This is a genomic window from Dechloromonas sp. ZS-1 (assembly GCF_039649255.1).
GTDB lineage: Bacteria > Pseudomonadota > Gammaproteobacteria > Burkholderiales > Rhodocyclaceae > Azonexus.
The window spans coordinates 100332-116592 of the sequence record NZ_JBDIYD010000001.1; the positions used below are offsets into that span (position 1 = coordinate 100332).

18 protein-coding genes and 1 riboswitch are annotated in these 16261 nt (G+C 65.8%); all 18 genes read right to left on the bottom strand.

What is annotated here, in order from left to right:
• Positions 1–194: 194 nt before the first annotated feature.
• Complete coding sequence (locus tag AACO21_RS00490; RefSeq protein WP_346190513.1) at positions 195–926, bottom strand: cobalamin biosynthesis central domain-containing protein; 732 nt, start codon at positions 924–926, stop codon at positions 195–197.
• 45 nt (positions 927–971) lie between these two features.
• Positions 972–1772, bottom strand: a complete 801-nt coding sequence (cobI, locus tag AACO21_RS00495) for a precorrin-2 C(20)-methyltransferase (RefSeq protein ID WP_346190514.1) — start codon at positions 1770–1772, stop codon at positions 972–974.
• On the bottom strand, positions 1769–3064 hold the full coding sequence (gene cbiE, locus AACO21_RS00500; RefSeq protein ID WP_346190515.1) for a precorrin-6y C5,15-methyltransferase (decarboxylating) subunit CbiE: 1296 nt from the start codon (positions 3062–3064) through the stop codon (positions 1769–1771). Before cbiE ends, cobI begins: the two co-directional genes overlap by 4 nt.
• A complete protein-coding gene (locus tag AACO21_RS00505; protein WP_346190516.1) occupies positions 3061–4239 on the bottom strand; it encodes a cobalt-precorrin-5B (C(1))-methyltransferase in 1179 nt (392 codons plus the stop codon). Before AACO21_RS00505 ends, cbiE begins: the two co-directional genes overlap by 4 nt.
• A gap of 6 nt (positions 4240–4245) precedes the next feature.
• A complete protein-coding gene (locus tag AACO21_RS00510) occupies positions 4246–4935 on the bottom strand; it encodes a precorrin-8X methylmutase (RefSeq protein WP_346190518.1) in 690 nt (229 codons plus the stop codon).
• A 15-nt stretch (positions 4936–4950) separates the two neighbouring features.
• Complete coding sequence (locus AACO21_RS00515) at positions 4951–5874, bottom strand: sirohydrochlorin chelatase (RefSeq protein WP_346190519.1); 924 nt, start codon at positions 5872–5874, stop codon at positions 4951–4953.
• A 20-nt stretch (positions 5875–5894) separates the two neighbouring features.
• Positions 5895–6704, bottom strand: coding sequence for a precorrin-4 C(11)-methyltransferase (gene cobM / locus AACO21_RS00520; RefSeq protein ID WP_346190520.1), 810 nt, complete (start codon positions 6702–6704; stop codon positions 5895–5897).
• Position 6705: 1 nt separating this feature from the next.
• Positions 6706–7578: an ABC transporter ATP-binding protein gene (locus AACO21_RS00525; RefSeq protein ID WP_346190961.1), complete on the bottom strand. Its 873-nt coding sequence runs from the start codon at positions 7576–7578 to the stop codon at positions 6706–6708.
• 2 nt (positions 7579–7580) lie between these two features.
• On the bottom strand, positions 7581–8324 hold the full coding sequence (locus tag AACO21_RS00530; protein ID WP_346190521.1) for a CbiQ family ECF transporter T component: 744 nt from the start codon (positions 8322–8324) through the stop codon (positions 7581–7583).
• Positions 8314–8706 carry an energy-coupling factor ABC transporter substrate-binding protein gene (locus tag AACO21_RS00535; RefSeq protein WP_346190522.1) on the bottom strand — a complete coding sequence of 131 codons (393 nt, stop codon included), beginning with the start codon at positions 8704–8706 and terminating at the stop codon, positions 8314–8316. The genes AACO21_RS00530 and AACO21_RS00535 overlap by 11 nt, the downstream gene beginning before the upstream one ends.
• On the bottom strand, positions 8703–9383 hold the full coding sequence (locus tag AACO21_RS00540; protein ID WP_346190523.1) for an energy-coupling factor ABC transporter permease: 681 nt from the start codon (positions 9381–9383) through the stop codon (positions 8703–8705). Before AACO21_RS00540 ends, AACO21_RS00535 begins: the two co-directional genes overlap by 4 nt.
• 130 nt (positions 9384–9513) lie before the next feature.
• Positions 9514–9721: riboswitch (cobalamin riboswitch) on the bottom strand.
• A gap of 49 nt (positions 9722–9770) precedes the next feature.
• A complete protein-coding gene (gene hybE / locus AACO21_RS00545; RefSeq protein ID WP_346190524.1) occupies positions 9771–10343 on the bottom strand; it encodes a [NiFe]-hydrogenase assembly chaperone HybE in 573 nt (190 codons plus the stop codon).
• Complete coding sequence (locus AACO21_RS00550; RefSeq protein WP_346190525.1) at positions 10336–10626, bottom strand: HypC/HybG/HupF family hydrogenase formation chaperone; 291 nt, start codon at positions 10624–10626, stop codon at positions 10336–10338. The genes hybE and AACO21_RS00550 overlap by 8 nt, the downstream gene beginning before the upstream one ends.
• On the bottom strand, positions 10626–11120 hold the full coding sequence (locus AACO21_RS00555; protein ID WP_346190526.1) for a HyaD/HybD family hydrogenase maturation endopeptidase: 495 nt from the start codon (positions 11118–11120) through the stop codon (positions 10626–10628). The genes AACO21_RS00550 and AACO21_RS00555 overlap by 1 nt, the downstream gene beginning before the upstream one ends.
• Complete coding sequence (locus AACO21_RS00560) at positions 11120–12832, bottom strand: nickel-dependent hydrogenase large subunit (protein ID WP_346190527.1); 1713 nt, start codon at positions 12830–12832, stop codon at positions 11120–11122. Before AACO21_RS00560 ends, AACO21_RS00555 begins: the two co-directional genes overlap by 1 nt.
• A 19-nt stretch (positions 12833–12851) precedes the next feature.
• Entirely contained in the window at positions 12852–14009 is a 1158-nt protein-coding gene (gene hybB / locus AACO21_RS00565) for a Ni/Fe-hydrogenase cytochrome b subunit (RefSeq protein WP_346190528.1), read from the bottom strand.
• Complete coding sequence (hybA, locus tag AACO21_RS00570; protein WP_346190529.1) at positions 14006–15031, bottom strand: hydrogenase 2 operon protein HybA; 1026 nt, start codon at positions 15029–15031, stop codon at positions 14006–14008. Before hybA ends, hybB begins: the two co-directional genes overlap by 4 nt.
• A 3-nt stretch (positions 15032–15034) precedes the next feature.
• A complete protein-coding gene (locus AACO21_RS00575; RefSeq protein WP_346190530.1) occupies positions 15035–16216 on the bottom strand; it encodes a hydrogenase small subunit in 1182 nt (393 codons plus the stop codon).
• Between the last annotated feature and the right edge of the window lie 45 nt (positions 16217–16261).

Sequence of the window (16261 nt, forward strand, 5' to 3'; positions counted from 1 at the left end):
TCGGCTGGCGTTGTTTGAGCCGCAGGCGAGTTTAGCCAGCCGCCCGGCTGATCGAGCAGCGCAGGGGACCGGGCCGACGGCCCGGCGCGCACGGGGGTGTCGCCTTTCTTTGCGTACTTTCTTTGGCGAAGCAAAGAAAGTACGCCGCCGGTCCACGGCGGAAAAGAGCGTTTGAAAACTGCGCAGGCAGTCACTCACGGCCGATACACCACCCACCGCCCCGCCAAATGCGCAGCCATGGCGGCAGGCATCTCGCGCTCGGCAATCCACAGCACGGCCGCGAAACGGTCGAGATCGACCGCTTCGAGCCGCTCGAACAAGGTGACATTGGCTGGCAGCGGGCCTTTGCGACCGTTGGCGTGGTTCGGCCACCAATCACGCGAGCCGGCTTCCTGCACCAGCGCAACCGGCTCGTCATTCACCATCGCCGCGCTGCAGCGGACAATTTCATCGTGCGTCGCTTCGAAACGCCAGCCCAGTTCACGCCCGAGGAGATCGACGCCGATGGTTTCGCGGGCGTCCGATGCGGTGGTCAGCACGGCCTGCGCGCCGAGCGCCGTGGCGAGGTGGCCGGCCAGGGCATTGGCGCCGCCGAGGTGGCCGGAGAGCATCGGGATCACGAACTTGCCGGCTTCGTCGATAACGACCACGGCCGGATCGACTTCCTTGCTTTTCAGGTGCGGCGCAATGAGCCGGACAACGGCGCCGAGCGACACGATGGCGACGATACCGTCAAAGGCGGCAAACAGCGCCGGCACCTGGTCGCCGACCTTGCCTTCGTAGCAATGGGTGACACCGGGCGCGGCGGTCTCACCCTCGGCGCGGAACTTCTCGGGGCAGAACAACTGGGCGCCCGGCAGCGCGGCGACGACCTTGCCGGCCAGCGCGATGCCATGTTTGGTGATCGAGACAACGGCAACTTTCATGCTCTGGGTTCTCTGTCGGTTGGGGTTGGGGATTTTTTATGTTTTTCAGGCGTCGACCGTCGCGCAGGCATCGACGGCCTCCTTGCGCTTGCGGCAGCCACGGCGCAACTCGCCACGCACGCGCTTGGGGTTCTGGACCAGCATCAGGGAGAGGTAATTGACCTTCGTCCCCTTCAGGCTGGCCACGTCGCGGACGATGCGCTCATCCGGCGAACCGACTTTCTCGATGAAGACCGAGGTCGCCAGCAGGTCGCGTTGTGCGAGCAGGTCGACCACCTCATCGACCAGCGGCTTGACCTTGAGCAGGGCGAGCGTGTCGAACTCGTCGAGCAGATGATTGATCACCTCAACACCGTAGGCGGCCGGGATGATGGCGAAGGTTTCGTCTTCTTCCGCCAGCGTCACGCCCGTGGTCGCGGCCGCAGCGGCAAAGGAGGAGACGCCGGGAATCGTTTCAACCTCGACCTCGGGCACCCGTTCGCGGACGACACGGGCCAGGTGGCCAAAGGTCGCGAAGGTCGAGGCATCGCCTTCGACCAGGAAAACCAGATCACGCCCTTCGGCAAGCAGGGCAACGGTCTGCGTGGCTGCCCGGGCCCAGGCCTTGGCCAGGACTTCGGCGTCGCGCGTCATCGGGAAGACCAGCTCGACTGCATCGCCCGGCACCGCCAGGCCGCCGCGCTCGACAATCGACAACGCATAGGACGATTCTTCGGCCTTCTTGACCGGATACAGCCAGCGCGCGCCGGATTGCAGCGCGCGCCAGGCACGGCGGGTAATCAGTTCGGGGTCGCCCGGGCCGAGCGAGGCGCCGATCAGCTTGCCGTAGCGTTTGGGTTCAGTCATTGTGGGTCCTTGCATGCGTTTGATGGGTTCCAGGCAGTCACGATCCAGACGGGGTTCTGCGCCGCCATCCGGTGCATGTCGAGAATGGGTTGCGAGCGGCTGGCCTGCAGTTGCACCACGTCCCAGCCGGCGCCGAGTTCTTTCAGCGTGGTGGTCGCGGTGGCCAGGTTTTCCAGGGTGACGAAATTCATGACCAGCCGGCCGCCCGGTTTCAACCGGCCGAGGATCAGCGTGATCAACTCACCGAGTTCCCCGCCCGAACCGCCGATGAAGACCGCGTCCGGAGCGGGCCAGGTGTCGAGCAGGGCCGGGGCCTTGCCTTCGCACAGCGTGTAGTTGCCGACGCGGAACTTGGCCGCGTTGGCGCGCGCGTTGGCGGCATCGCCTTCATTCTTCTCGATCGCCCAGACATGGCCGAGGGCGGCCACGCGCGCGCACTCCAGGCCGACCGAGCCGGAACCGGCACCGATGTCCCAGACCAGGCTGTCTGCCTTGAGGCGCAGCTTGGCGAGCGACACGGTGCGCGCTTCCTGCTTGGTGATCAGGCCCTTCTCGGGCGAACGCTGGATGTAATCGAGGTCGTCCAGGCCAAAATGCGGGCCGCACCCGACATCACGCCGTTCAACCAGCACCACGCTCGGATCAGAAAAGCACATCTGCGCAGCGTCGACCGCAGTCAGGCCTGTGTGGATGCGTTCATCCGGCAGCAACAGGCGGCTGGCGACCGACAGGGTGACGTCATCGGCATATCCGGCCGTCACCAATGCCCGCGCCAGGCGTGCCGGGCCGTTTTCCGGGCTGGTAAAGGCGAACACCCGGCGGTTCAGCGCAATCGCACGCATCAGCGGATAGAGCCCGTGCGCCGGCGTCGCACCGAGCACCCATTCGCCGGCATCCTTGCTGTGGCAGGAGGCAATGCTCACGTCCTGCCAGGGCTGCTGCCAGCGGGCAAAGGCCAGCTGCAGGGTGGAGGGCGCCGGGAGAATTTCAACCCCGTCGCACCCGAGTTTGCCGAGCAGATAACTCGCAATGCCGTGGCAGAGCGGATCGCCGGTGGCCAGCACGGCCACCGAGCGGCCCTCGGCGCGGGCGGCCTGGATCCAGGCAGGGCTTTGGCTCAGCGCACCGTCCATATCGCGGTATTCGGCTTCCGGCCGCTGCGCCTTGATCAGGTCGAGCGTGCGCCCGACGCCGATCACGAGCCCGACGGTCGACAGTGCCTGACGGGCCGCATCCGACAGGCCCGACCAGCCGTCGTCGAGGATGCCGATGATGAAAACACGGGGGGTCACAGCGCAGCCTCCTCGTCGACGCGGCAGATGAAATGCCCCTCGAAATCGCAGACCAGCACCGCCAGGTGGTAATCGCCCGGGTATTGGCCTTTCAGGCTGCGGATCGCCTTGCGCGCCAGTTGTTCGTGGAAGGCGACAGCCAGCCCGAGGGCAGCGAGGCGTTCGGCGGCAAAGCGGGCCGTTTCGGCGGCGCGGATTTCCTCGACCAGGTCCGCCGGCGCGCCGACTTCACGCGCCGAATCGGCCAGGATGTCGCGGTCGATCTCGGCTTTCCAGGCATGCGTTACAGCCAGGCCCTGACACATCTTGGTCAGCTTGCCGACCATGGCGCCGATATACACATGGGGCAGCTTGCGCTTGATGGCGCTCGTAAACGCCGCCTTCACGAAGTCACCCATCTGCACGAAGCAGGACTCATCGAGCGCCGGCAACTGCTTCATCGCGAATTTTTCGGTACGCCCGCCGGTGGTGAAGACCACGCTGGTCTGGCCCTGCCTGGCGGCGACATCCACCGCCTGAAGCACGCTGGCGCGGAAGGCGGCTGTCGAGTAGGGACGGACGATGCCGGTCGTACCCAGGATGGAGATGCCGCCGAGGATGCCGAGCCGGGCGTTCAGGGTCTTCTTCGCCATCTCGTCACCGCCGGGGACCGAAATGGTGACTTCCAGGCCGTCGTGATCGAGCAGTTCGCCCGCGGCAGCCCGCACGTTGTCGGTGATGTTGCGGCGCGGGACCGGGTTGATTGCCGGCCCGCCGACTTCCAGACCCAGGCCTTCCTTGGTCACGACCCCGACCCCGAAACCGCCCTTGAGGACGATTTCCCCGGCCCGATGCTTGAGGATGCGGACATCGGCCGTCATGTGCGCGCCGTGCGTCGCATCCGGGTCGTCACCGGCATCCTTGACGATCACCGCCTGGGCGTGACCGGCCACCTCCTCGACACTGCCATGCAGCACGGCAAAGGCTTGATCCTGGCCATTCGGCAGGCGGCAAACCACATGCTCCGGCACTTCGCTGAGCAGCAGGCCGAGCGTGGCGGCGCGGGCGGCGGCCGCAGAACAGGCGCCGGTGGTGAAGCCGGTACGGTTGCCGCGCTCGCGCTTGGCATCGCCCTTGCGGACCTTTTCCGGCTTTGCGGCGGCGTCGACCGTCGGGCTGGGGGTGTCGGTGCTCATTGCGCCTCAGGCTGCCGCTTGATGCTGGGTCGCCTCGGCCAGCGAGAGCATGGCGTGGATGGCGGCCACGACCAGGGTCGAGCCGCCCTTGCGGCCCTCAATCGCCACCCATGGCACGTCGCTGACGGTCATCATCAGATCCTTCGATTCGGCGGCGGAGACAAACCCCACCGGCATGGCGACGACCAGCGCCGGACGCACGCCTTCTTCCCGGATCAGGCGGACGAGTTCGATCAGCGCGGTCGGCGCATTGCCGATGCCGACGATGGCGCCGTCCAGCTTGCCCTCACGCTGCGCCTTGCGCATGGCCTGCACAGCGCGGGTGGTGTTCTCGGCCTTGGCCTGGGCAATCACATCGGCGTCCGAAATGTAGTGATGGGTGGTCAGGCCGAAGTGCGCCAGGCGCGGTTTGGAGAGGCCGACGCAGATCATCTCGACATCCGCGACGATGGGCGTGCCACCCTTCAGGACTGCACGCATGCCGGCCTGCATGGCATCCGGGTGGAAGGCGGTGAGACCGTTGAATTCGAAGTCGGCGTTAGCGTGGATCATGCGGCGCACGAGCGGCCATTGCTCGGCGGTGTAGCCGTGCGGGCCGGCTTCGGCGTCGATGATGGCGAAGGAGTCGTGTTCGATGGCGCGACCGGCTTCGGTCAGCTGTTCGGTCACCGTATTGGCGGCAGTGGTCAGGGACATGGCGAAACTCCGGAATCAGGCGTGTTGGTGGGCGCAGCCGGCGTGATGGGCATGGCCGTGCGCGTGGGGGTGTTCAGGGGCGTGGACATGACCGCAACCGCCGGTGGCGGTATGGCTGTGGTCGTGCAGGTGCTCGTCTTCGGCCAGTTCGCGGTATTTGCAGCCGTCGCATTCGAGCATCGCGCCTTCGCCCTGATCACCGCGGGCACGGCTGTCGAGCAGGGCGAAAATGCCCGGATCGAAACCGAAATGCGTCCCGAGCGCGAAGGACACCTGCGGGTATTGCTGCTGCAGGCGGGCCACCTGTTCCAGGATGCGCTCGATGAGCACCCCGGTGAACAGATAGACCGGCACGATGGCGATCTGCATCATGCCCAGCCGGACCTGGCGCTGCACGACGGTTTCAAGGCGCGGCCAGGTAACGCCGGTGAAGGCGAGGTCGACCAGCTCATGGTCGTTCTCTTCAAACATCCAGCGCGCCATCTTGGCCAGTTCGCCATTCGCCCCGGCATCCGAGGAACCGCGCCCGAGCAGGACGACGCCGGTGGTCATCGGGTCCGGCATGGCCAGTTGCTTCATCAGGCGGTCGAGTTGCCCCTGCAGCACGGCAAACACTTCGCGCCCCATGCCGAGGTGACGGGTGACGATGAACTCGACGCCGGGATGGCGTTCACGCGCTTCGCTCAGCGCATGCGGCAATTCCATCTTGACGTGCCCGGCGGCATTCAGGATGAAGGGGATCGCGATGACTTTCTTCGCACCCTTGGCGGCGCGATCCAGCCCTTCATCGAGGAACACCTCGGCATGTTCGATGAAGCAGACCTCGATGCGCCAATCCGGGTGCTGTTCGCGCCATTGCGCCGCGAAGTTGATGGTTTCCTTGTTGCCTTCGCGGCCGCGAGAACCGTGGCCGACGAGGAGGAGGGTAGTGTCGTGCATGGCATTCCTCTGCATTGAATTCAGTCCGCCACGTGGGCAGAGATCGGATCGGCGCTGCTCGCCTTCCGGAAGCGGTGGCCGAAAGTCGGGTCGTAGAGCTTGGAGCGGATCAGATCGGGCCAATCGGCGGCGCCCAGGGTCGGGCTGGCGACGATCATGGCCTGGCTGGCGATCTTCTCGTCCTGGCACTTGCGTTTGATGTCCCTGATCGTGCCGCGCACGATCTTTTCTTCGCCCGGCCAGCTGGCCTTCTGCACGACCAGGATCGGCGCGTCTTCCGGCCAGCCGGCCGCGAGCAGGGCGTCCTGAACCTTGTGCAGCAAGGTGATCGAGAGGTAGATGCAGAGCGTGGTCTTGTGCGCGGCGAGGGCTTCGAGTTCTTCGCCCGGCGGCATCGGCGTGCGTCCGGCCACGCGGGTCAGGATCACCGTCTGGGTGACTTCCGGCAGGGTCAGGGTTTCGCCGGCGGCGGCCATCGAGGCCATCGCCGACGAGACGCCGGGCACGACACCCCATTCAATGCCGGCGGCAGTCAGCGGGCGGGTCATTTCGATCAGCGCGCCGTAGAGGCCGGGGTCGCCCGTCTGCAGGCGGACGACGGTCTGGTGTTGGCCGGCGGCGGCGATCAGCCAGTCGGTCATCTCCTCCAGGGTCATATCCTTGGAGTCGCGGATCGCGCAGCCCTCGGGCGTGAATAGGGTGGCGGCCTGATCGACCAGCGAGCCGGCGAAGAGCACCGCCCCCGCCTGTTCGAGCAGCGTGCGGCCTTTGACGGTGATCAGGTCGGGATCACCGGGGCCGGCGCCGACAAACCAGATTTTTCCGGGCATTTCAGGGGTTCTCCTGCGGTCGACCGTCGCCGGTGGCCCGATTTGATGGGCCGGACGACGGAGAAAGGTGAGTGATCAGGGCATCCAGGCTGCGCAGCGGCGGGACGGCGATGCCCCGTGCGGACAAGGCGGTTTCCAGGCGCAAGACCCCGGGCAAGGGCTGACCTGCCGCCTGCAAGCGGGCGGTGTGCGCGGGCAGCGCGCTGGCCGGAAAGGAGGCAATGCAGCGCCCTGCCGCCAGCACGTGCAGGGCATCGGCCCAGGCGTAGGCGAAATCGATATCGTGCGTCGCCAGGACAATGCTGACGCCGGCTGCCGACAGGCGCTCAAGCAAGGCCTGCATCTCGGCCTGCATGGCGGGGTCCAGCCCGGCCATCGGCTCATCGAGCAGCAACAGGTCGGGCTGCATGGCGAGGACACCGGCAATGCAGACGCGCTTTTTCTGGCCGAAGCTGAGCTGATTCACCGGCGCGCCGGCCAAGGCGCTCAGGCCGACCACGGCCAGCGCCGCGTGTACGCGGGCCTCCACCGTGGGCGCATCGAGCCCGAGGTTGAGCGGCCCGAAGGAAACATCCTCGGCGATCGTCGCCCCGAACAACTGATTGTCGGGATTCTGAAAGACCAGCCCTACCCGCCGGCGCAAGGCGTGCAAACCGGCGCGGCTGTAATCGAGCGGCACCCCGTCGAGCATCAGGCGTCCGGCCTCTGGACGCAGCAACCCGGCTGCATGCAGCAGCAGCGTGGTCTTGCCCGAGCCGTTGGCGCCGAGCAGGGCATTGCGGCTGCCGGCCTCGAAGTGCAGCGAACAGTCGGCCAGACCGGCCGTCTGGTCGCCATAACGGAAATGGACGGATTCGAAGGCGAGCACCGGCATCCTCAAGCACCCCATCCGATCATGACCACCAGCGCCAAACTGGCAGCGAAGGCCAACAGACGGTCGCGCCTTGCCGTCGGATACACCGGCAACAGGAAACGCAGCCGCCCCTCGCCCAGGCGCATTGCAGCGGCCCGCTCCAGCGCCTGGGCCCGCAGCCAGACCTGTACCGCCAGACTGGCCGTGATGAGTTGCAGCCCGCGCCAGCGGGCCCGCAACGAAACGCCGCCCAGGCGCGCCTGCTGGGCTGTCCGCACCGCCCGCCATGCGGCGGCAAAGACGAACAGCATGCGGTAACACAGGACCATCAGATCGAGTAGGCTGGCCGGCACCCGCAGGCGACGCAGCATGCCCAGCAGATCCGGCAACGGGGTACTGAGCACCAGAAACAGCAAGGCGGCAAGCGCAGCCAGCGCCCGCGCGCCCAGTTCGGCCAGGCGCAGACCGCCCTCGGGGAGCCAGATCAGATGCAGGGCGCCCATGGCGTCCGTCTGTACCGAAACCAGCAAGGTCAAGCTCGACAGCAGCAGAAAGGCCAGACCCGGTGCGGCAACGCGCCCGTAGGCCCGCCAGGGCGTCCCCGCCCCCCAGACGCTCAACAGGCTCAACACGCCCGCCACGCTCAGTACCCGCAGCGGCGCCGTGCCGGCAAACGCCAAACCGCCGGCAGTCAGGGCGAAACCGGCCTTGGCAAACGGGCAGACCGTTCGCCACGGACTGCGCTGGGCGAGGGCTTCAATCCACATGCGGGCTCTCCTGCGTCGTATCCCGCCCGACGGATTTGGCTCCGGCGGGATGGTCGACCGTCGGACACACCGCGGCCGAGGGGACCGAGGCCGCCTTGCGGAATTCCGCCCGCGCCGTGGCGCGGCCCAGCCAATAGCCGAGCAGGCCTGCACCGAGCGCGGCCTGCAAGGCAAACAGCAAGGACTCGATTTCACTGCCGGGCGGGGTAAAGAGCGGCTTGGCCCAGGGCTGGTAGTCCGGCGCCAAGCGGCTGATCTCGGCCTGGGCCTGCTGGTCGCTCCCCTGGAAGGCGGCCTCGCCCGGCTCGATCACCCAGAGCGGCAACGCACCGAGCAGCAGGACCGCCCCCCCGAGCAGGAAACTGCGTACGCACCCGATCATGGCTTGGCCTCCGCCAAGCCCCGCCAGAGCGGCAGGTTGCGCAATTCATCCGCATTGAGGCGGCGCAGGGTATTGACCACGAGCACGGTGAGCAGGCCTTCGCTCAAGGCAAGCGGAATCTGGGTCAGGGCAAAAATGGTCACGAACTTGGCAAACGCGGCCGTCACGCCGCCCAGCGGGTCGGGAAAGGCCAGCGCCAGCTGCCCGGCCGTCGTCACATAGGTCGCCAGATTTCCCAGGCTGGCGGCCACAAACACCGCGCCGCTGAACGGCACGCCCACCCCGCGCGCAGCGCGGAAAAGCACATGGCAGACGAGCGGCCCGACCACGGCCAGTGAAAACAGGTTGGCACCCAGGGTCGTCAATCCGCCATGCGCCAGCAACAGGGCCTGGAAGAGCAGGACCACAAGGCCGACCGGCACCATGGCCAGCGGACCGAAAAGCAGGGTACCCAGACCGACGCCGGTCGGATGCGAAGACGAGCCGGTCAGCGAGGGCAGCTTGAGGGCGGAGAGGACAAAGGCAAAGGCTGCCGCCACGCCGAGCAGCATGCGGCGCTCCGGCGCTGCCTGCAAAGTGCGGCGCAGGGCGTACAGTCCCCCGGCCACGAACGGGCTGGCCGCGATGGTCCACGCCAGCGCGTGCGGGGCCGGCAGGAACCCTTCCATGATGTGCATGCGACCTCCCTCGACGTGTGCGCAAATGCCAACGCACTATGACAAGAGGGAGAGAGGAGGAAGCGCAGACACAAAGCCCCTGAACAGGACGGCAGCCGGCGACAGTCCACCGCCCACACCCCGGGGCACAGTGCAACTCAATTCGTCGGGCCGGTCTTCTGGCTTACCCTCATCCTTCTCCGCCCCTTCCCGTGCCCTTGGCACAGTGGTTCGATGCGGAGTCGTCAGGCTTACAGCAGCGGGGGCTGCGCCGGACTGCCTGCTTGCGCAGGGTCACCGGCTTCCCGTTTCACCCAACCGTCAAAAAACAGTCAGGCACCCGAAGTGGGCCGGAGTATAAACGGGAAATATGGCGTTTGGGAACTGCAAAAAATTGGGGGGGACGCGTCAGCCCTGCTTGCCGGCCAGCCGACGGAAAAAGCCGCGACGCGACACGGGCGCCGCCGGCTCGGCGGGCGGCACAGGCGTTGAAGCGGGCGGGCCAGCCGTCTCTGGCACGCCCAGCGGCAGGCTCGACAGGACCGAGCGCATCGCATCCAGCGCCGCCTGACGGGCGGTCACATGATCCGGAATCGAACTCACCGGCGCGATCAGGGGGCAGTACTGATAGGGGCCGATCTCCGGGTCATCGTCTGCGATGAACTGCAGGGTGCCACAGGGCAGATTGAGGTAACGACGCTCGCCGGCCGGAATATCGCCCCACAGCGGCCCGCCGCCGGAAAGCAGGAGCAGGTTGAGAAACCAGGGGGTAATGACCACGCCCAGCCAGTCGCCGTCGTGCCGCACGAAACCGACGGCCTCGACCTGCAGTGCCGGATTGACGAAGGGCAGGTCGTGCATCCGCGTCGTCCAGATCTGCTGGTAATGCGCCTCGAGAAAAGCGCTCGGGTCTGTCTCGCGGGCTTCCGCAGGGCGGATGGGGGGCGGTTGCAGGGCGGGTTGGCGAAGGCGTTCAGTCATGCGCGCGGTCGAGATCGTGGAAATGCCGGTTCGGGTCGAACTCGCCATCGAGCGTTTCGGCCAGGGCCGCCAGCGCATCCTCGATCAGCCCCCGCTCGGCATCGCCGACCACATCCTTGGCCAGCCCCAGCGAGGTCAGGACCCAGGTGCCGACGGGCTGCGGGCCGATCAGCATCATGTTGATGCGTTCGCGCCGCCCATGCCGTTCCACCCAGGCGAATTCGCCCGCATTGTCCCCCTCGCCTTCCCATTCGACAACGCATTTCGGCACGGACAGGCACATCAGGCCGCCTCCTGCGCCCGCATCGTCGCCTGGACCCCGAGGCCAGCCAGGGCCGCGAGCGTCATCTCGATGAGCACCGGCAGTTGCGCCGCCACTTCCGGCGAGAGGGCCATGCCGAGGCCCATCGAGATCGGCTGCATGCCGACGATGATGGTCGTCCCCGGCGCCTTGCCGGTCAGTTCCAGACTGGCCAGCACGTCGGACAAACCGACCTGATGCGGCGAGAGCTTGGTGCGGAAAAACACCGGCACCGCGTCGCCTTCCAGCAAAACCGGCGTGGCAGGCGGTCGACCGCAGCGCACGCAATCGACCACGATCAGGCCCGCGAGGTCCTCCAGTTGCTCCAGCAGCTCCATGCCGCAGGTGCCGCCATCGACCAGCTCGACTTCGGGCGGGAAGGTCCAGCCCTGTTCGAGCGCCTCGATGACGCGCACCCCGACGCCTTCGTCGGTGAGCAGGATGTTGCCCACCCCCAGGATGACGATGCGCTTCATCAGGCGGCTTTGACCGTGATCACCGGATGGTTTTCCTGATCGACCACATGCACGGCGCAGGCCAGGCAGGGGTCGAAGGAGTGCACGGTGCGCAGGACTTCAAGCGGTTTCTCCGGATCGGCCACTGGGTTGTCGATCAGGCAGGCCTCATAGGCGCCCGCCTGGTCTTTTTCGTTGCGCGGCGCGGCATTCCAGGTGGTGGGCACGACGCACTGGTAGTTCTTGATCTTGCCGGACTCGATGACAATCCAGTGCGACAGCACACCACGCGGCGCTTCGTGGAAACCGACGCCCATCTGCTCGCCCTTGGGGAAGGTCGGGCGGTTGAACGTGGCGTAATCGCCCTTGCCCATGTTGGCCAGCAGCAGGTCCCACTGATGCAGCAATTCGTCGATCTGCACGGCGCAGCCCACCGCACGCGCGGCATGGCGGCCGATGGTGGAATGCAGGGCCTCGACGCCGACCGTCGTCCCGGCCACCTTGGACACCAGATCCAGCGCCGCGGTCGCGTACTGCTTGGTCGGCGCATGACCGGCGGCGAGCAGGTTCATGACGCGCGGCAAGGGGCCGACCTGCATCGGTTTGCCGTAGAAGGTCGGTGACTTCAGCCAGCTGTATTTGCCGTTGTCCTGGAAATCCGTGTAGTTCGGCGTCGTCTCGCCCTTGTACGGGTGCAGCGTGACATCGTTGCCGCCCTTGTAGTCGTACCAGGAATGCTTGATCGCTTCGGAAACGCCATCGATGAAATATTTGTCGTTGAAGCTGGTGATCGGCTTGTGGCTTTCCAGCTTGCTGCCGGCGATGAAGCCGCCGGGCAGGGCAAACTGCGTGCCCTTGCCGTCCAACGGGATGTCCGGCACGCACAGATAGTCGGTAATGCCGCGCCCGTACTTGGTCCAGTCGGCATAGTGACCGCCGATCACGCCGACATCGACGAGATAGCAGTTCTTGACGAAATCCTCGAGCTTGAGCATCCATTCCTTGATCGCCAGCAGGCGCTCAAGGGTCAGCACGGACTGGGCATCGGTGGCCAGCGGATTGGCCACGCCGCCGACCGCCACGTTCTGGATATGCGGCGACTTTGAGCCGAGAACAGCGACGATCTTGCTGGCAAAACGCTGGATTTCGAGCGCTTGCAGATAGTGCGCCGTGGCAATCAGGTTCACTTCCGGGCTCAGCGTCATGGCCGGGTGGCCCCAGTAGCCGTTGGTGAAGATGCCAAGCTGCCCCGTCCCGACAAAGCCCTTCAGCTTGTCCTGCACTTTCTTGAACTCGGCAGCGCTGTTGCCGCTCCAGCTCGACAGGCCCTGCGCCACGCTCGCCGCCTTGGCCGGATCAGCCTTGAGCGCGGAGACGACATCGACCCAGTCGAGCGCGGAGAGGTGATAAAAATGCACGATGTGGTCATGCACGGCGTGGGCCAGCATGATCATGTTGCGGATGTACTGCGCGTTGACCGGGATTTCCAGCTGCAGTGCGTTTTCGACGGCACGCACGGAGGCGATGGCATGCACGGTGGTGCACACGCCGCAGATACGCTGGGTGATCGCCCAGGCATCGCGCGGGTCGCGCCCGATCAGGATGTTCTCGACGCCCCGCCACATCTGGCCCGAGGCCCAGGCCTTCTTGACCCGGCCGCCATCCACTTCGACGTCGACACGCAGGTGGCCCTCGATGCGGGTCACGGGGTCGATGGTTACACGTTTGCTCATGGTGATTCTCCTAATGCATTCAGTGCGCGGCAACCGGGCGCGGCAGCACCGGGAAGCGACGGGTAATGAGGATGTAGCCGAGGACTTCGACGGCAAACATGCCGATCGTGACCAGCATCTCGGCGATGCTCGGGAAGTAGTGCCAGCCGGGGCCGGTGTCGTAGCCGATCAGGAAACCATTGACGCGGAGCAGGACGCCGCCGCTCATGATGGCGATCCCGGCCAGGAAGAGCCGGGCCGGATTTTTCCGGGCAGAAGGCGCCCCGATCAAGGCATAAGGCAGCATGAAGCAGCCCATTTCCAGCCAGAAGAAGAAGGCTTCCAGGCTGGGCGAGAAGGCATGCGCCCAGGCCCCGCGCACACTCAGGTCGATGCCGCGCACCAGCAGGAAGATGCCGAGCAAACCGAGCATGATCCTGGCCATCGGGCGCAGCAGGTGCATCTCGATCTCCATGCGATAGGCCGATGCGGCCAGACAGGATTCGAAGAGCACCACGCCATAGCCAATGGTCACGGCGGTCAACAGATACAACAGGGGCAAAATCGGCGTCTGCCAGAGCGGATTGACCTGCGTGCCCATGACGACGAGCAGGGTGCCGAGCGAGGACTGATGCATCATCGGCAAGAGCGTGCCGAGCGCGATGAAGAAGAACAGCACCCTCTCCAGTTTCTTCCTGGCCACCTTCAGCCCCCACTTCTCCATGAAGACCGGCGAGAACTCGATCCACATGACCGTGATGTAGCAGGAGATGCAGAGCGCCACTTCGAACATCACGGAATTGGGATTGGCGTAGGTCGGCCACAGGATGTGCCAGAAGTTCCAGTAACGCCCGAGATCGAAGATCACGCCCACGCCGGCCAGGGTGTAGCCGAACAGGCTGGCCAGCAAGGCTGGCCGGACCAGCGGGTGGTATTCGCCCTTGTTGAAGATGTAGACCAGCATGGCCACCGAAAAGCCGCCGCAGGCAAATGCCGAGCCGATGACGACATCGAAGACGACCCAGATGCCCCAGGGATAGCCGTCGTTCAGGTTGGTCACCGCCCCCAGGCCGAAGATGAAGCGGACGAAAAGCACGGCGAACATCGCCATGATGAGCAGTCCGCATACGACCGTCGCCGCATTGAGTAGGGGGCCGCCAACCGGGGCCGGCGGCGCGTGATGATGGTTCGAACTCATGACTGACCTCCCTGCTTGTCATCCTCGTCATGCACAACGTTGCGCTTGGCGACCCAGGTCAGGCCGGCCAGCACGGCCAGCGGCATGACCAGCCCGCCGTACAGGCTGTGCTGAATGGTTTCCGAGGTCGCCGCAGCAGCCTTGGGCGGCAGATTGGGCATGCCAACCTTTTCGAACTCGACGGCGGACAGTTTCAACACCTGCGTGCCGCCGTATTCCGTCTCGCCATAGACATGCTGCTTGTATGCCCCGACCTGCGCTGCGTAATCCTGATTGCGCAGCCCTTTCCAGCGCGCCGCCTCTTCGGCGGTTTCGCCCGGCTTGGCCAGCCGACCGCGCGGCATGGTGGTCCACTCGCCCGGCTTCAGGGCCAGACGACGCTTGGCTTCGGCCAGCAGGTCTTCCGTGCGGCCAAAGAGCGTGGCCCCGGTCGGGCAGACTTCGGCGCAGGCCGAGTAATGCCCGTCCTTGTGGCGATGCCGGCACAGCTCGCACTTGCCGATCTTGCCGGTGGGCGAGTCGTACTGGTATTTCGGAATCCCGAAGGGACAGGCCGCCACGCAGTAGCGACAGCCAATGCAGGCATCCGCGTCATAACCGACCACCCCGGTCAGCGGGTCCTTGGTCATCGCCGAGACCGGACAGGCCGAGACGCAGGACGGGTCGGCGCAATGCATGCACGAGGTCTTCATGAAGGCGAAGCCGTTGGTCTCGGCATCTTTCGTTTCCATGGTCCCGTTGCGGTACATCTTGATCAGGTTGAAGGTGTGACCGCTGGTATCGAGCGGCGTGTCCCACAGCTTATCGACCGCCGTGAACTCGGCCGGATTGGCATTCACCTGCTTGCAGGCAGCCACGCAGGCCTGGCAGCCGACACAGAGGGTGGCGTCGTAGAGCAGGCCGAGCGCTTCGGGCGGGCGTTGCAGGGTATCGCGCGCACAGGCCACCTCGGGCACGACGGTCGCGGCCGCTGCCGCACCGCCGGCCAGGCAGCCGCGCAGAAAATCGCGTCGCGTGGTCATGGCTCAGCCCTCCGACCGTGCAGACGTGCTGGCTTCCTGTTTCGCCCGTTCCATCTCCTCGGCCTGATGCGACAGGCCCAGGTTCTTCGCGACCATCGCCCCCGCCCCGGCGGCCGCACCGGCCACCGCGGCCAGCACGGCGGCCGAACCGAGCGAAGCGCCCATACCCTTTTCCTCGACGATGCGCGGCAGGAAGGCACTGGGCTCGATGTTCTTCAGCTTGGCCATGGCGTGAATCGGTTTCTCGAAGCCGACGCCTTGTTCGGTACAGCCGATGCACGGATGACCGCAGGCCACCGGCCAGGTGCCGGCCCCGGCATCGCCGAACAGGATGACCGAGCAGTTGGCATAGGTTTCCGGCCCTTTGCAACCCAGCTTGTACAGGCAATAGCCCTTGCGGTGTCCATCGTCGCCGAATTCCATGGCAAAACGCCCGGCGTCGAAATGAGCACGGCGCTCGCAGTTTTCGTGGATGAGGCGGGAGTAGGCGAATTTGGGCCGTCCCAGATGGTCGACCGCCGGCAAGGCCCCAAAAGTCAGGAAATGCACGACCGTGGTCAGGAAGTTGTACGGATTGGGCGGGCAGCCGGGAATGGTCACGACCGGCTTGCCCAACACCTTGTCGACGCTGGACGCGCCGGTCGGGTTCGGGCCGGTCGAAGGCATCCCCCCCCAGGAGGCACAAGATCCGATGGCGATCACAGCGGCGGCATCCGCCGCGCACTCCTTAAGCAGTTCCAGCGCCGTCTTGCCACCGATCTTGCAGTAAACCCCGTTGTCACGCGTTGGAATCGCGCCTTCCACCACCAGGATGTACTGGCCTTTGTTTTCACGCATCGCCGCATGACGGGCCGCTTCCACCTGATGACCGGCGGCAGCGAACAGGGTCTCGTGGTAGTCGAGCGAAATGATGTCGAGAATCAGCTTCTCGAGCGTCGGATGCTCGGCACGCAGGATCGACTCCGAGCAGCCGGTACATTCCTGGAAGTGCAACCAGATCACGCTCGGGCGCTTCTTGGTCGCGACGGCCTCGGCCACGGCCGCATCGGCGCCTTGCGGCAGACCGAGCGTCGTCGCCAGGGCGGCACAAAATTGCAGGAATTCGCGCCGCGACATGGACAGTCGCTCAGCAGCGGCATCGATCTGCGGGTTGTTTTCCAGCTGGATAAGACTGGTATTCGCCATGTGGGTCCCCTCTTTTCGTTTTCCGGCAAGGTGCCGGCCTCTCTG

Coding starts and splice junctions, on each gene's coding strand:
- AACO21_RS00490 (WP_346190513.1), bottom strand. CDS start 926: ATGAAAGTTGCCGTTGTCTCGATCACCAAACATGGCATCGCGCTGGCC.
- cobI (WP_346190514.1), bottom strand. CDS start 1,772: ATGACTGAACCCAAACGCTACGGCAAGCTGATCGGCGCCTCGCTCGGC.
- AACO21_RS00505 (WP_346190516.1), bottom strand. CDS start 4,239: ATGAGCACCGACACCCCCAGCCCGACGGTCGACGCCGCCGCAAAGCCG.
- AACO21_RS00510 (WP_346190518.1), bottom strand. CDS start 4,935: ATGTCCCTGACCACTGCCGCCAATACGGTGACCGAACAGCTGACCGAA.
- AACO21_RS00515 (WP_346190519.1), bottom strand. CDS start 5,874: ATGCACGACACTACCCTCCTCCTCGTCGGCCACGGTTCTCGCGGCCGC.
- cobM (WP_346190520.1), bottom strand. CDS start 6,704: ATGCCCGGAAAAATCTGGTTTGTCGGCGCCGGCCCCGGTGATCCCGAC.
- AACO21_RS00525 (WP_346190961.1), bottom strand. CDS start 7,578: ATGCCGGTGCTCGCCTTCGAATCCGTCCATTTCCGTTATGGCGACCAG.
- AACO21_RS00530 (WP_346190521.1), bottom strand. CDS start 8,324: ATGTGGATTGAAGCCCTCGCCCAGCGCAGTCCGTGGCGAACGGTCTGC.
- AACO21_RS00535 (WP_346190522.1), bottom strand. CDS start 8,706: ATGATCGGGTGCGTACGCAGTTTCCTGCTCGGGGGGGCGGTCCTGCTG.
- AACO21_RS00540 (WP_346190523.1), bottom strand. CDS start 9,383: ATGCACATCATGGAAGGGTTCCTGCCGGCCCCGCACGCGCTGGCGTGG.
- hybE (WP_346190524.1), bottom strand. CDS start 10,343: ATGACTGAACGCCTTCGCCAACCCGCCCTGCAACCGCCCCCCATCCGC.
- AACO21_RS00550 (WP_346190525.1), bottom strand. CDS start 10,626: ATGTGCCTGTCCGTGCCGAAATGCGTTGTCGAATGGGAAGGCGAGGGG.
- AACO21_RS00555 (WP_346190526.1), bottom strand. CDS start 11,120: ATGAAGCGCATCGTCATCCTGGGGGTGGGCAACATCCTGCTCACCGAC.
- AACO21_RS00560 (WP_346190527.1), bottom strand. CDS start 12,832: ATGAGCAAACGTGTAACCATCGACCCCGTGACCCGCATCGAGGGCCAC.
- hybB (WP_346190528.1), bottom strand. CDS start 14,009: ATGAGTTCGAACCATCATCACGCGCCGCCGGCCCCGGTTGGCGGCCCC.
- hybA (WP_346190529.1), bottom strand. CDS start 15,031: ATGACCACGCGACGCGATTTTCTGCGCGGCTGCCTGGCCGGCGGTGCG.
- AACO21_RS00575 (WP_346190530.1), bottom strand. CDS start 16,216: ATGGCGAATACCAGTCTTATCCAGCTGGAAAACAACCCGCAGATCGAT.